Source organism: Pseudomonas syringae group sp. 243L2 (assembly GCF_032587875.1).
Taxonomy (GTDB): Bacteria; Pseudomonadota; Gammaproteobacteria; order Pseudomonadales; family Pseudomonadaceae; genus Aquipseudomonas; species Aquipseudomonas amygdali.
In genome coordinates, this window is sequence record NZ_JAWHPL010000040.1 from 385047 (window position 1) to 400702 (window position 15656).

Genomic DNA, 15656 nt, shown 5'->3' on the forward strand with positions numbered 1-15656 from the left:
TGACTCAAGAACGTTTTCCTCATAGCTTATCCGGCGCAGCGGTCGGGCCTGGGCCGGGTTCTTCGCCGACCTCTCTGGCAGAGTGTTTCGGCGGCAATGGTGCGAAATATCCCACCACCAGTAGCAGAATGCCAACACCGATGAACGAGACGATTCGCTCCATGCCGCCACGGTTGCTCAGCTCGACGAAGAACAGCTTGATCACCACCACGCCGATCAATGCTGCGCCGCCCAGCCAGAGCTCGCGGTTGCTGCGCATATGACCGCCGATCATCAGGGCCAGTGCCATCAGCGTCCAGACTATCGATAACCCGGCCTGGACGCGCATCGAGTCGAGCAGCGCCCCGGTGTTCCATGGCACATCAGCCCAATGATGCGCCGTGCGCATGACCATTGCCGTGACGAGTGCAAACAGTGAAGCGCCTGCCACCAGCAAGGCAGCATTGCGAGGGCGTGTGAGGTACTTGCGTATCCACAGGCATACCCCGGCCAGAGCCAGCAGCAGGCCGATTTCCAGCGGGTTGAGCAGCGGGATATAGGGCAGCGGTTCCGCCGCACCGTCGCTGAACGTGTTCGCCAGCCAGAACCACGCCAGCATCAATGTCGCCAGTGGTGCCGCGGCCCCGACATGGTAGGCCTCGGGGCAAGCCTTCACCGGCCATGGCCACTGACGCTCTGAGCTCATCGCCAGCAGGAACAGGCTGGGCAGAATCGCCCAGCCCAGCCAGCGCCAGGCGTTGTAGGACTCGGACAGCTGCAACAGGCCGAAACGCAATTCCAGCGCCAGTACGGCGATGATCAACAGGCAGCCTGTGGTGTGAGCGATACGTTGTGCGAGGATCGGCAGCGTGTCTGCCAGATAGTGCAGGGTCAGCAGATGCACGGCGAACACGGCTGCCCAGGCCAGCCAGCCCCAGTTCGCGGCCGGGTGGTAATGCTCACTCAGCGAGCCCAGTAACAGAAGGGCGCTGACTGGGGTGAGTACGCTGCACAATACGGCGAGGTCTGGCCAGTGCAGACGCAGGGCCAGCACTGCCCAGATAGCTACGCTGAGCGCAGCCGCGGTCAACAGCAGTGGCGTCTGCACGCTGTTCGGTGCGTACAGTTGCACGACGCTGATCAATGAAGCCGCCCACCAGATCGCGCCCCATATCGTCAGTACCGTTCTGGCGATTTTCTGATCGATGATCATCAGGGTGTTGAAACGGAACACGCTCCAGGCGCTGATCAGGGCCGCGATGGCCAGAATCATCGGTGTCCAGTAGTCGCCAGCCCAGCTGGAGTTGTCTGAATCACTGATCAGCATTGCGCTGGCACACACCTGCAACACCAGGCCGAAAATCTGTGCCAGCTTGCGGTGCTGGCGCAGGCCCAGCCAGAAAACCGCTGCGCCTTCCACGGCCCACGCGCAGGTCGTCCATTGCGAACCGAGGCCCAACGGGATGGCCAGGGTGGCAAACACCACGCCCAGCGCCAGGCAGGTTTCCATCAACAAAACGGTTCGGCCGTTCGAACGTGCCGCCAGCCAGCGTGCGAGCCCCATGTAGATCAGGCCCAGCGCGAGCGCGCTGAACGCGGCACCGAACTCAAGGTGTTCGACCAGCGCGTATTGCAGGCCGAACCCGACGATCGGCGTGCCAAACAGCAGTGTGCCGTCGACGTAATCACCCTGACGTGCCGACCAGCGCAGCAGGGCTTCGCGACTGGCCTCCGGTGGCGCGTCAGTGAGTTCCAGCAGCTTGCGACGCGCATACAGCAGACCGATGGCCAGGTACATCACAAAGAACAGAATCAGAAAGGGCTCCGTGCTCCAGAACAGCTCTGGGGTGTAAGCCCGTATGCCCCAGGCGAAACCGATGCCGAACGTGCCGAAGAAGCCGATCAGGTTGAGAATGCGCCAGGCCTTGAACCAGGCGATGGCAATGATGCCCGCGTTGAGCAGGGCAAAGTAACTGAACAGCGAGATGTGGCTGCCTTGCCCGGTCGAAGCAAGCAGTGGTGCTGCGAATCCACCCAGCGCACCCGCGCAGGCCAGGGCCAGAGCATTCTGTGTCAGCGCCAGAATGGCCGAGAAAGCGGTGATTGCTACCAGCAGCACAAAGCCCGCTGCCGGATCGAGCAGGGTGTGCAATTTCATCGCCGCAAAGACGGTCAGGTACAGCACGCCTACGCCTGCGCCTTGCAACATCAGCGCGTAAGGACCGTTGCGCAAACGCAGCCACCAACCCAGACCGAGCAGTGCCAGCGCACTGGCTGCAACACCGGCGTAGCGCGCTTCAATTGGTACGACCATGCCTTCGGTGGCGTAGCGCAACAGAAAGGCCAGCCCGAGAAACAGCACCACTACGCCCACGCGCAGTACCGTATTGCCGCCCAGCAGCCAGTCTTTTGCGCGATTGATGGCGCTGTCCAGCAGATTGGGCTGAGCGGCCTTTGAAGGCTGGTGGATATCGGGAGCGGGTTCGACAGGCTTTGCTACCTGCGGCTCTTCGTCCGGCAAGTCCCAGATCAGCTCTGGGCCTTCAGTGGGTGTCTCGATAATGACCGCATCCACTGGGAGCGGTGCGGCGTCCTGCGCAGGTGGCACGCCGGGTGCGGACTGACGCTCGAGCGCGTTCAGGCGCTGTTGAACGGCGTCGAGGGATTGGCGGGTTGCGAGCAGTTGTTGCAGTTGGTCGGCAGATTGCCTGCCAAGCAGGCGCATGCGAATGCCTGCCCAGACGGCCCAGCCCATGACTGCGCCGATCAGCGCACCTGCCCACTCGTCATAGCTCAGCGCGTAGCCCAGCGCTGCACCGCCCACCACCAGACAAATCCAAAGCACGCGACGACATCCTTTTCGATGTGTGAAGGTTCATCGAGCGCAGTATATAGGGGCGGGCGGACATCGTTTGTAATGTTTTATGCAGTGCGAGGGTACGTTCAATAGCGCAGACACCTATCGTTCCTAACGCTCCAGCGTGGGAATGCCTTGGGTGACGCTCCGCGTCACAGATCTGCGCCGCACCGCGCATTCAAGATCGGATGCGGAGCGTCCAGAACTGCGTTACCACGCCGGAGCGTGGTAACGAGAGCCCAGTGAGTGCGCGAGCAGCTCCGAGTCAGTCCAGCGCCTTCCAGATGTCGCCGGCGTACTCGCGAATAGTCCGGTCCGAAGAGAACCAGCCCATGCGTGCGGTGTTGAGCACTGCCGAGCGCCACCATTCCTTGGAATCGTGCCAGCGTTCCTCGACTTTGGCCTGTGCTGCCCAGTACGAATCGAAGTCGGCACAGACCAGGAAGCGGTCATAATCCAGCAGCTGATCGATCAGTCCCACGTAACGGTTCGGATCATCCGGCGAGAACACGCCGCCACGAATCGCTTGCAGTACATCGTTCAAACGCCCCGATGCCGCCACGTCTCCATGTGCGTTGAATTCGCCTGCGCGCTTGCGGGCTTCGACCTGTTGCGAGGACATGCCGAAGATGAACATGTGCTCCAGCCCGACCTGCTCGCTCATTTCCACGTTGGCACCGTCCAGCGTGCCGATGGTCAGCGCGCCGTTGAGGCCGAACTTCATGTTACTGGTCCCTGAAGCTTCCAGGCCTGCCGTGGAAATCTGCTCGGACAGGTCGGCTGCCGGGATGATGCTCTCCGCCAGACTGACGTTGTAGTTGGGCATGAACACCACTTTCAGCAGGCCACGCACCGTCGGGTCGTTGTTCACGGTCCGCGCGATATCGTTGGTCAGCTTGATAATCAGCTTGGCCGAGTGATAACTGGCCGCCGCCTTGCCAGCGAAGATCTTCACCCGCGGAACCCAGTCTGTGCCTGGCTCGGCACGAATTGCCTGATACAGCGCTACGGTGTGGAACAGGTTCAGCAACTGGCGTTTGTATTCGTGAATCCGTTTGACCTGGACGTCGAACATCGCTGCAGGATTGACGGCAATACCCAAGCGTTCATGAATGATCGCTGCCAGTGCGCGCTTGCTGTGCAGGCGTTGGTCGGCCATCTGCTTGCGGAACGAAGACTTATCGGCGAACGGCTCAAGCTCTTTGAGGCGAGTCTCGGCATTATCCAGAACGTCCTCACCCAGCGCTTCGACGAGCATTTCGGTCAGCTTCGGGTTGGCCTGGAACAGCCAGCGGCGGAAGGTGATGCCGTTGGTCTTGTTGTTGATCCGCTCCGGATAGATCTTGTGCAGCTCGGCAAACACGGTCTTGCGCATCAGTTGGGTATGCAGCGCCGAAACGCCGTTGACGCTGTGCGAGCCGAGGAACGCCAGGTTGCCCATGCGTACCCGACGACCATTGTCTTCTTCGATCAGCGATACCGCACGCAGCACGTTGACGTCGTCGACGCCTTTGGCGCGCAGTGTGTCGATGTGTTGTGCGTTGATCAGGTAGATGATCTGCATGTGGCGCGGCAGCATCCGCTCCATCAGGCCGACCGACCAGGTCTCCAGCGCTTCCGGCAGCAGCGTATGGTTGGTGTAGCCAAGGGTGCCGACGGTGATTTTCCAAGCGGTGTCCCACGGGATGTTGTGGTTGTCGATCAACTGACGCATCAGCTCGGCCACCGCAATGGACGGGTGCGTGTCGTTCATCTGAATCGCTGCATGGTCTGGCAGATCGGTCAGCGTGGCGTGCTGGTTCAGATGGCGGCGCAGCAAATCCTGCAGCGATGCGGAAACAAAGAAGTATTCCTGGCGCAGGCGCAGTTCCTGGCCCGCTTCGGTTGCATCGTTCGGGTACAGCACGCGGGAAATACTTTCGGCGCGCACTACTTCGGCGACGGCGCCAAAGTGGTCGCCCGCGTTGAAACGTTCCAGATGCAGGTCTTCCACTGCACGGGCGCGCCACAAGCGCAGAGTGTTGACGCTTTTCCCGCGCCAGCCGACCACAGGGGTGTCGTAAGCAATGGCCCGAACGGTTTCGCCCGGACGCCAGACCTGACGCGAGTCGCCCGCTTCGGTCACCACAGTGTCGACGCTGCCACTGAAACCGATGGAGTAAACCACCTCAGGACGCTCGAATTCCCACGGGTTGCCGAAGTCCAGCCAGTTTTCGGTCTGTTCCTGCTGCCAGCCGTCGACGATGCCCTGACGAAACAGCCCGTGCTCGTAACGAATCCCATAACCGTGCCCGGCAATGCCCAGGGTCGACATGCTTTCCATGAAGCACGCTGCCAGACGACCCAGGCCGCCGTTGCCCAGCGCTGCATCCGGTTCAAGCAAGCGGATACGTTCGATATCCACACCCAGCTCGGTCAATGCTTCGCGAGCCACTTCCAGCAGGCCGAGGTTGCTCAGGCTGTCGTAGAGCAGTCGGCCAATGAGGAATTCCAGAGACAGGTAGTAAACGCGCTTCTGGACCTTGCGATAAATCTGCCGCGTGTGGTCCATCCAGTGTTCGACCATGTGGTCGCGGGCGGCAAGGGCAACAGCTTCAAACCAGTCATGCTCAAACGCATGGTCGGGGTCCTTGCCCACCGAATAGGTGAGTTTGGCGAGCACAGCGGCGCGGAAAGCAGCCACATCAGCGTCACGAACAAGTGGTTCCTGAGACATCGGTACAACCTCAAGTAGTCTGACGAATGGAAAACGGGATTCTTAGACTGTAGGCGTGTCGTCAGTTATTTCCTGAAAATAGTAGAAATAATTGAAGGCAGCGCCCTCGCTTCGACCCAAGGCAACGGCTCTGGTTCGCGCGCTGACCAAATTGGCAAAACGCTTGCATCGATCGTTCCATCCCGATCAATGACGTGCAGCATGCTGATTCTTCGTTTCGGGTTTATGATGCCCAACGGCAGAATAATAGAAGCCTCTGAACTGGACTTATGGAGCACTTATGCAGACTTTGTACCCGCAGATCAAACCCTACGCCCGGCACGATCTGGCCGTGGAACAACCGCATGTGCTTTACGTCGATGAAAGTGGCTCGCCAGAAGGGTTGCCAGTGGTATTCATTCATGGCGGCCCTGGTTCCGGATGCGATGCGCACAGTCGCTGCTATTTCGATCCTAACCTGTACCGTATCGTAACGTTCGATCAGCGTGGCTGCGGTCGTTCCACACCGCATGCCAGTCTTGAGAACAATACCACCTGGAAACTGGTGGAGGACCTTGAGCGGATTCGCGAGCACCTCGGAATCGACAAATGGGTGCTGTTCGGCGGCTCATGGGGCTCGACTCTGGCCCTGGCTTACGCGCAGACCCATCCCGACCGTGTGCACGCGCTGATTTTGCGAGGCATATTCCTGGCCCGTCAGCAGGAAATCGACTGGTTCTATCAAGCGGGTGCCAGCCGTCTGTTCCCGGATTACTGGCAGGATTATGTAGCACCGATCCCGCTGGATGAGCGCGACAACCTACTGGCTGCCTTCCACAAGCGCCTCACCGGGCCGGACCAGATCGCCCAGATGCACGCTGCCAAAGCCTGGTCGACCTGGGAAGGGCGTTGTGCAACCTTGCGCCCCAACCCGCAAGTGGTCGATCGCTTCGCCGAACCGCACCGTGCGCTGTCCATTGCGCGCATCGAATGCCATTACTTCATGAACAAGGCGTTCCTTGAGGAAAACCAGTTGATTCGCGACATGCCAAAGATCGCGCACCTGCCGGCGATCATCGTCCACGGTCGTTATGACGTCATCTGCCCGCTGGATAATGCCTGGGAGTTGCATCAGAACTGGCCCGGCAGCGAACTGCAGGTCATTCGCGAGGCTGGCCACTCGGCATCGGAATCCGGTATCGCCGATGCGCTGGTGCGTGCCGCTGCAGAAGTTGCGCGCAACCTGCTCGACCTCCCGCCCGAAGAAGCATGACAGTAGTCTGGTATTGGTTTTGAGTCTGGAAAGGCATTTATGAAAGGTTTGTTGCAGCGCGTGCGAAACGCACGCGTGGAGGTGGGCGGCGAAGTTGTCGGTGCTATCGATCAGGGCATATTGGTGCTGGTGGGCATAGAGCCTCAAGACACCCGCGCCAGTGCCGATAAGTTGCTGCACAAGCTGCTTAATTATCGAGTGTTCAGCGATGCCGACGGCAAGATGAATTTATCCTTGCGCGAGGTAGGCGGTGGGTTGCTGCTGGTTTCGCAGTTCACGCTGGCCGCGGATACCAAAAGCGGGTTGCGTGCGGGGTTCTCGAAAGCCGCTGCTCCAGCGCTGGGCGCCGAGCTGTTCGACTATCTATTGAGTCAGGCCAGAATCGCGCATACCGCTGTGGCTGCGGGCCAATTTGGTGCGGACATGCAAGTGCATTTGATAAATGATGGCCCAGTGACATTTTTGTTCGATACATAAGCTACGATTTCATCGTTTCTCCCCTGAATTTTCCGGTCGCACGGGAAATAAATTTCTTTGTCATACCTGATGCGTTGTGGCGCGCGCTGCTGGATAATCGCGCGTTACGGGGATCGACACTGTTGGTCCATTTGGTATGACAAAAGCGGTTCTGACACCGGGTTGGGGAATCATTAAGCCCATTCGGAGTCGGAACAATGCTCGCCAACCCGGCATTGATAGCTGGCCGTTGGTTTTTTCATCTGTTTTTCGGCGAGGGTTGCTCGTGATTGTTAGTCCCTGTGATGCTCCAAAGACACCTGTCAAGCGGTTGCGTAGTGCACTTCTGGCAAGCTCGGCCCTTGTATGCCTGTTCAGTGCAGGTCAGCTGTGGGCGTTCAATCTTGATGATGTAACGGCAAAAGCCAAAGAACTGGCCGGGCAGAAGTTCGAGGCTCCAAGGAGCAATCTGCCGAACGAGCTTCGCGATATGAAGTTTGCCGACTATCAGAAGATTCGCTTCCGCGATGACAAGGCCGAATGGGCGGGCGAGAAGACTCCGTTCAAAGTGTCTTTCTACCACCAGGGCATGCACTTCGACACGCCGGTCAAGATCAACGAAGTGACCGCCACCAGCGTCGACGAAATCAAGTACGACTCCAGTCGTTTCGATTTCGGCGATCTGAAAATCGACCCCAAATCCACCGAGAAACTGGGTTATGCCGGTTTCCGTGTCCTGTATCCGATCAACAAGGATGACAAGCAGGACGAAATCATGACCATGCTGGGCGCGAGCTACTTCCGCGTGATCGGCAAGGGTCAGGTCTACGGCCTGTCCGCACGCGGCATGGCAATCGACACTGCATCGCCGTCTGGTGAGGAGTTCCCGCGCTTCAAGGAATTCTGGATCGAGAAGCCGGGCCCGGATGACAACCATCTGGTGATCTTCGCGCTGCTCGACTCGCCGCGCGCTACCGGTGCTTATCAGTTGACCCTGCGTCCGGGCACCAACACTCTGGTTGACGTCAAATCGCGCATGTTCCTGCGTGACAAGGTCAACAAGCTCGGTGTTGCCCCATTGACCAGCATGTTCCTGTTCGGTGCCAACCAGCCTTCGCGTGTACCTAACTACCGTCGCGAGCTGCACGACTCCAGCGGTCTGTCGATTCAGGCTGCCAACGGTGAGTGGTTGTGGCGTCCGCTGAACAACCCTAAACATCTGTCGATCAGCAGCTTCTCGGTCGAAAACCCGCGTGGTTTCGGTCTGCTGCAACGTGGCCGTGACTTCAGCCAGTACGAAGACTTGGATGACCGCTATGACAAACGTCCAAGCGCCTGGATCGAGCCGAAGGGCGACTGGGGCAAGGGCACCGTCGAGCTGGTCGAAATTCCGACTGCCGACGAGACCAACGACAACATCGTGGCCTACTGGAAGCCTGAGACTCTCGCAGAGCCGGGCAAGGAAATGGCATTCGATTACCGTCTGCACTGGACCATGCAGGAAAACTCGATCCACTCGCCGGATCTGGGCTGGGTCAAGCAGACCCAACGCTCCATCGGTGATGTGCGTCAGTCCAACCTGATCCGTCAGCCGGATGGCAGCCTTGCCTTCCTGGTCGATTTCGTGGGCCCGGTACTGGCCGCATTGCCGGAAGACAAGACCATTCGCAGCCAGGTGACCACTGACGACAACGTCGAACTGGTGGAAAACAACCTGCGCTATAACCCGGTCACCAAAGGCTACCGCCTGACCCTGCGTGTGAAGGTCAAGGATTCCGGCAAGCCAACCGAAATGCGTGCTTACCTGCTGCGTGAGATCCCTGCCGAACCGGGCAAGGAGCCTGCGCTACTCGTTGCGGACAAGGCTGAAGAGAAGAAGGCTGCTGCCAAGGAAGCTGCCAAGCCGGCAGTTGCCAAGGAATCTGCCAACGACCAGGTAGAAATCGCCAAGGCCGACGCGCCGAAGCCTGAAGCCGCCAAACCCGAGACCGCCAAGCCTGAAGCTGGCAAGGCCGACGCTGCGAAAGGTAAAGGCGAAGTTGCCAAAGCCGATGCAGCCAAAGCCGACGCAGCCAAGGCTGACGTAGCCAAGGACAAGGACGGTAAAGAGATTCAGCAGCCTGAAACCGAGGCAGCACCCACCCATCCGGAACCGGCCAAGACGTTGCAAGTCATGACCGAGACCTGGAGCTATCAGTTGCCGAGCGATGAGTAATTCTCTACCGGTGCCAGTGTCTCTGAACGAGTACCTGGCGCATTTACCGATGAGCGACGAGCAGCGGGCAGAACTTGCCGGCTGCAAGACCTTCGCCGAGTTGCATGAGCGTCTTTCTGCGCAGCCGGTCAATGACCCTGCCGAGGCCGCTCAGGCTTCGGTGGGTCGCCGCCTTACGCTGACCACCGCAGACCAGCTGGAGGACGCCGAGATGCTCGGCGTCGATGCCAGCGGTCGCCTGTGCCTCAAGGCCACACCGCCCATTCGCCGGACCAAGGTCGTGCCAGAGCCATGGCGCACCAACATTCTGGTACGCGGCTGGCGTCGCCTGACCGGCAAGACCAACCCGCCCAAGCCCGCGCATGATGATCTGCCGCGGGATCTGCCGAAGGCGCGCTGGCGCACCGTCGGTTCGATCCGTCGCTACATCCTGCTGATCCTCATGCTGGGCCAGACGATCGTGGCTGGCTGGTACATGAAGGGCATTCTGCCGTATCAGGGCTGGTCGCTGGTTTCGCTCGACGAAATCACCCGTCAGACCTTTGTGCAGACTGCTTTGCAGGTCATGCCTTATGCCTTGCAGACCAGCATTCTGTTGCTGTTCGGGATTCTCTTCTGCTGGGTGTCGGCCGGTTTCTGGACCGCACTGATGGGCTTCCTTGAGCTGCTCACCGGTCGCGACAAATACCGTATCTCGGGGGCCAGTGCTGGCAACGAGCCGATCGAAAAGGGCGCACGTACTGCGCTGGTCATGCCGATCTGCAACGAAGACGTGCCACGGGTTTTCGCCGGCCTGCGCGCTACGTTCGAGTCGGTCGCGGCTACGGGTGATCTGGATCGTTTCGATTTCTTCGTACTCAGCGACACCAACGAGACCGACATTGCCGTTGCCGAGCAACAGGCTTGGCTGGACGTATGCCGCGAGACCAAAGGTTTCGGCAAGATCTTCTATCGCCGTCGTCGTCGTCGCGTAAAACGCAAAAGCGGCAACCTGGACGACTTCTGCCGTCGTTGGGGTGGTGAATACCGCTACATGGTCGTGCTCGATGCCGATAGCGTCATGAGCGGAGAGTGTCTGACCAGTCTGGTTCGCCTGATGGAAGCCACGCCGGACGCTGGTATCATCCAGACCGCGCCACGTGCGTCGGGTATGGACACGCTGTATGCACGCATGCAGCAGTTCGCTACCCGGGTCTATGGTCCGCTGTTCACCGCCGGTCTGCACTTCTGGCAGTTGGGTGAATCCCACTATTGGGGTCACAATGCGATCATCCGCATGAAGCCGTTTATCGAGCATTGCGCCCTGGCGCCGCTGCCGGGTAAAGGTGCCTTTGCCGGTGCGATCCTGTCTCACGACTTCGTCGAAGCTGCGCTGATGCGCCGTGCCGGCTGGGGGGTGTGGATTGCTTACGACCTGCCGGGCAGTTATGAAGAATTGCCGCCCAACCTGCTGGACGAACTCAAGCGTGACCGTCGCTGGTGCCACGGCAACCTGATGAACTTCAGGCTGTTCCTGGTCAAGGGCATGCACCCGGTTCACCGCGCGGTGTTCCTGACGGGCGTGATGTCGTATCTGTCTGCACCGTTGTGGTTCTTCTTCCTCGTGCTGTCCACGGCCTTGCTGGCGGTGAACACACTGATGGAGCCGACTTACTTCCTTGAACCGCGTCAGCTGTATCCGCTGTGGCCACAATGGCACCCGGAAAAAGCTGTTGCGTTGTTCTCGACGACCATCGTCCTGCTGTTCCTGCCTAAACTGCTCAGCGTCATTCTGATCTGGGCCAAGGGCGCGAAAGGCTTCGGTGGCAAGTTCAAGGTCACCGTTTCGATGCTGCTGGAAATGCTCTTTTCGGTGCTGCTGGCACCGGTGCGCATGCTGTTCCACACCCGCTTCGTACTGGCCGCTTTCCTGGGCTGGGCCGCGACCTGGAACTCTCCGCAACGCGACGACGACTCCACGCCGTGGATCGAAGCCGTTAAGCGTCATGGTCCACAGACACTGCTGGGCGCATGCTGGGCCTTGCTGGTGTTCTGGTTGAACCCGAGCTTCCTGTGGTGGCTTGCGCCGATTGTGGTCTCGTTGATGCTGTCGATTCCTGTGTCGGTGATTTCCAGCCGTACCAATCTGGGCGTCAAGGCGCGTGACGAGAAGTTCTTCCTGATTCCTGAAGAGTTCGAACCGCCGCAAGAGTTGATCTCGACGGATCAGTACACCTACGAGAACCGCTGGCATGCGCTGAAACAAGGCTTCATTCGGGCTGTGGTGGATCCTCGCCAGAATGCTCTGGCCTGCGCCCTGGCAACCTCGCGTCACCGTCAGGCACAGCCGATCGAAGTGGTGCGTATGGAGCGTGTTGATCAGGCTCTGAAGGTAGGTCCGGCCAAACTCGGCAATCAGGAACGTCTGATGCTGCTGAGCGACCCGGTCGCCCTTGGACGCCTGCATGAGCGCGTCTGGAGCGAAGGTCACGAAGAGTGGCTGGCCGCCTGGAGAGCTTCCATCGAAGCTGATCCACATGCGCCCTTGCTGCCTTTGCAGCCTGTAGGTAAAGCGTCGGAGCCGGTCCCGGTCTAAAACCGCCCGGCTACGAAAAAAGCCCCTGCCGCTTAGCGCGTCGGGGGCTTTTTTATTGGGCTTTGTGGCACATAAATACAGAGGACATGGTCAAGACGGGTTCTCCAGAACACCGCTCGTTCCTCACGCTCCAGCGTGGGAATGCAGTTCATGACGCTCTGCGTCGTCAGAGGACGCGGAGAGTCCAGACCGGCATGCCCACGCGGAGCATGGGCACGATAGTGTTATCCCTGACGACGCTCGTTCTTCTCCCGCGTGGGGAATGCAGTTCACGACGCTCTGCGTCGCAAGAGGACGCGGAGCGTCCAGACCGGCATGTCCACGCGGAGCATGGGCACGATAGTGTTATCCCTGACGACACTCGTTCCTCACGCTCCAGCGTGGGAATGCAGTTCACGACGCTCTGCGTCGCAAGAGGACGCGGAGCGTCCGGACCGGTATGCCCACGCGGAGCATGGGCACGATAGTCTTATCCCTGACGACGCTCGTTCCTCACGCTCCAGCGTGGGAATGCAGTTCATGACGCTCTGCGTCGTCGGAGGACGCGGAGCGTCCAGACCGGCATGTCCACGCGGAGCATGGGCACGATAGTGTTATCCCTGACGACACTCGTTCCTCACGCTCCAGCGTGGGAATGCAGTTCACGACGCTCTGCGTCGCAAGAGGACGCGGAGCGTCCAGACCGGCATGCCCACGCGGAGCATGGGCACGATAGTGTTATCCCTGACGACGCTCGTTCCTCACGCTCCAGCGTGGGAATGCAGTTCACGACGCTCTGCGTCGTCAGAGGGCGCGGAGCGTCCGGACCGGTATGCCCACGCGGAGCATGGGCACGATAGTGTTATCCCTGACGACGCTCGTTCCTGACGCTCCAGCGTGGGAATGCAGTTCATGACGCTCTGCGTCGCAAGAGGACGCGGAGCGTCCGGACCGGTATGCCCACGCGGAGCATGGGCACGATAGTGTTATCCCTGACGACGCTCGTTCCTGACGCTCCAGCGTGGGAATGCAGTTCATGACGCTCTGCGTCGTCAGAGGACGCGGAGCGTCCAGACCGGCATGCCCACGCGGAGCATGGGCACGATAGTGTTATCCCTGACGACGCTCGTTCCTCACGCTCCAGCGTGGGAATGCAGTTCATGACGCTCTGCGTCGCAAGAGGACGCGGAGCGTCCGGACCGGTATGCCCACGCGGAGCATGGGCACGATAGTGTTATCCCTGACGACGCTCGTTCCTGACGCTCCAGCGTGGGAATGCAGTTCATGACGCTCTGCGTCGTCAGAGGACGCGGAGCGTCCGGACCGGCATGCCCACGCGGAGCATGGGCACGATGGTGTTACCCCTGACGACGCTCGTTCCTCACGCTCCAGCGTGGGAATGCAGTTCATGACGCTCTGCGTCGTCAGAGGACGCGGAGCGTCCAGACGGGCATGCCCACGCGGAGCATGGGCACGATAGTGTTAGCCGGGCCGCCTGCTGGTGCAATGGTGGTTCAACTCACCCTGAATTTCCCCACCAGTGTCTGCAAGTGAGTTCCCAGTCTGGCGAGTTCGACGCTGGAGGCTGCGGTTTGCTCGCTGGCGGCGGCGGTCTGTTCGGAGATGTCGCGTACGCTGATGACGTTACGGTTGATCTGTTCGGCAACGACGCTTTGTTCTTCGCTGGCGGTGGCGATCTGTTCGTTCATGTGCTGGATGGTCGCCACCGTACGGGTGATCTGCTCCAGCGCGCTTCCCGCGCGGCGGCTCAGTTCAACGGTGTTGTCTGTCAGGGTGCGGCTGTTGTCCAGCGTGGTTGCGACCTGCTGAGTGCCGGTTTGCAGTGCGGCGATCAATTCCTCGATCTCTTCTGTGGACTTTTGCGTGCGTTGCGCCAGGCCGCGTACCTCATCGGCGACCACCGCGAAGCCGCGTCCGGCTTCACCAGCGCGAGCTGCCTCAATGGCCGCATTCAGGGCCAGCAGGTTGGTTTGCTGCGAAACCGACTTGATTACGTCGAGAACGCCGACGATCTTGTTGCTTTCCAGCTTGAGTTCGCTCATCGACTGCGTAGAGTTCACTACCTCGCGAGCCAGTTGCTCGATCTGACTGATAGCCCGCCCGACAACCTCGTCACCGCTGCGGGCCTGTTGATCCGCCTGAGCCGCGGCCTGGGAAGCCTCCTGAGCATTACGCGCGACTTCCTGCACCGTCGCGGCCATTTCATTCATGGCCGTGGCCACCTGGTCGGTCTCGTCTTTCTGACTGGTGACCCCGATGCAGGTCTGCTTGGTCACCGCTGACAACTGCTCTGCCGCGCTGGCGATCTGCGATACGCCCTCGCTGATACCGCCGACCAGCTCGCGCAGGCTGACCGTCATGGTCTGCATACTGCCTTGTAACTGACCCATTTCGTCACGACGCGTCACTGACATGTCCCGACTCAGATCACCCTTAGCGATGCGTGCTGCGACAAGCAGGGTCTGCTGTAAAGGTACGGTGATCTGCCGGGTCATGACCCAGGCGGCCAGCAACCCGACCAGCAGCGCCAGGCCCGCAACACTGCTCAGGGTGGTGCTGGAATTGACTGCTTCACTGTCGCGCTGAGCGGTTTGCAGACGGTTCAACGCGGCGACGGAGTCCAGCAACTGGTCGCCGAGACTTCTCATAAGTTCCTGGTCCGCCTCGGCTTTGGTTTGTATCTGTTTGAACTCGTTGAGCCTTTCCCGGTAGCCTTGCAGGGCTGTAGTGGCGGCTCCCAGGCCCTGAAGGCTTTCACTGTCCTCGTCCTGCCCGATCTGCCCGATTTCCTTGAGCGCTTCGTCGATGGCGACAATGGCTGCGGCTTCATCGGCATCGCGAGTGGTGAAGGTGTAGGCCTGTACCTGATAGCGAGCGATCTGTACCTGCTGCCTGAGCTGGGAAATGTTGGTGAATTCCTCCATCCGCTCAGTGCTGTCCTGTTCCTGGCTTACGCTCTTGAGTACCTCGCTCTCAACCAGTGCGATGGCCTGCAAGGCTTGCTCTGACGTCTGCTCCAGGCGCGTGCGTACCTGGTTACGAGTCTGACGGTTGGCCCGGACGTCGGCGAAGGTTTTCTCGAGTCTGCTTACCGTCTCAAACTGTCCGTTGAGCAGCGTAATGGTTTCCGTCTCCAGGCTCTGTCGGTGCAGCGTTGTGAGCTGGGCTTTCATTTCGTTGAGCTTGTCTGTCACCAATGCCGTGCTTTCTGGCGTTTTTTCCACGCGATCGGTGATGCGTTCGGCACGCAGGTCTTTGGTGAGGCTGTTGAGCTGGGCAATGTCCGAGAGCGACTCGGAGCGGTCGATCATGGTGTATAGGCCATGCCAGCCGGTCAGTGTGATGATCAGCGTCAATAACAGCACCAGGCCAAAACCCAGTGACAGTTTGAATCTGACGTTCATGTTGCCGAGCGCGTGATTGATCAGTCGGAACATAGGAATCTCCTGCAATGAGCGAACAAAAGCATGTTCCGGGCGAGTCAGAACATGCGTTGTGAGCGCATCGGCGTGGTGATTCATTGCGTGACCTGAGAAGGTCGTAGGATATTTCCGAGCACGAAGGAGGGGTGAACGGTGTCACGTTTTTACGGGAGAAGAAGCCCGC

Annotated in this window: 7 protein-coding genes and 1 pseudogene; 4 read left to right on the forward strand and 4 right to left on the reverse strand. The window is 59.8% G+C overall.

The annotated features are described in order from the left end of the window. Nucleotides 1-19: 19 nt before the first annotated feature. Together RYB66_RS24870 and RYB66_RS24875 are read right to left on the reverse strand one after the other, a co-directional pair. Nucleotides 20-2824 (reverse strand): DUF2339 domain-containing protein, encoded by a 2805-nt coding sequence (locus RYB66_RS24870; protein ID WP_316895735.1) that lies wholly within the window; start codon nucleotides 2822-2824, stop codon nucleotides 20-22. 277 nt (nucleotides 2825-3101) lie between these two features. Further along, entirely contained in the window at nucleotides 3102-5552 is a 2451-nt protein-coding gene (locus tag RYB66_RS24875) for a glycogen/starch/alpha-glucan phosphorylase (protein WP_002551620.1), read from the reverse strand. A gap of 280 nt (nucleotides 5553-5832) precedes the next feature. Between RYB66_RS24875 and pip the strand changes: the two genes are divergently transcribed. The 4 genes from pip to mdoH all read left to right on the forward strand — a co-directional run bounded on the left by pip (nucleotide 5833) and on the right by mdoH (nucleotide 12050). Further along, complete coding sequence (gene pip, locus RYB66_RS24880) at nucleotides 5833-6804, forward strand: prolyl aminopeptidase (protein ID WP_005778642.1); 972 nt, start codon at nucleotides 5833-5835, stop codon at nucleotides 6802-6804. A gap of 39 nt (nucleotides 6805-6843) precedes the next feature. Further along, nucleotides 6844-7281, forward strand: coding sequence for a D-aminoacyl-tRNA deacylase (gene dtd, locus RYB66_RS24885; protein ID WP_004654194.1), 438 nt, complete (start codon nucleotides 6844-6846; stop codon nucleotides 7279-7281). A gap of 265 nt (nucleotides 7282-7546) precedes the next feature. After that, nucleotides 7547-9475, forward strand: coding sequence for a glucan biosynthesis protein G (locus RYB66_RS24890; protein ID WP_029241064.1), 1929 nt, complete (start codon nucleotides 7547-7549; stop codon nucleotides 9473-9475). After that, nucleotides 9468-12050 (forward strand): glucans biosynthesis glucosyltransferase MdoH, encoded by a 2583-nt coding sequence (gene mdoH / locus RYB66_RS24895; RefSeq protein ID WP_057404668.1) that lies wholly within the window; start codon nucleotides 9468-9470, stop codon nucleotides 12048-12050. The genes RYB66_RS24890 and mdoH overlap by 8 nt, the downstream gene beginning before the upstream one ends. Before the next feature lie 1493 nt (nucleotides 12051-13543). On the opposite strand, the gene RYB66_RS26755 is transcribed toward mdoH, so the two are convergent. Both RYB66_RS26755 and RYB66_RS26760 read right to left on the reverse strand, forming a co-directional pair. Next, on the reverse strand, nucleotides 13544-14419 hold the full coding sequence (locus RYB66_RS26755) for a methyl-accepting chemotaxis protein (protein ID WP_371912912.1): 876 nt from the start codon (nucleotides 14417-14419) through the stop codon (nucleotides 13544-13546). Then, a pseudogene (locus RYB66_RS26760) lies at nucleotides 14402-15571 on the reverse strand (methyl-accepting chemotaxis protein); the annotation flags it as partial. The gene RYB66_RS26755 and the pseudogene RYB66_RS26760, both read right to left, overlap by 18 nt. Nucleotides 15572-15656: the final 85 nt, after the last annotated feature.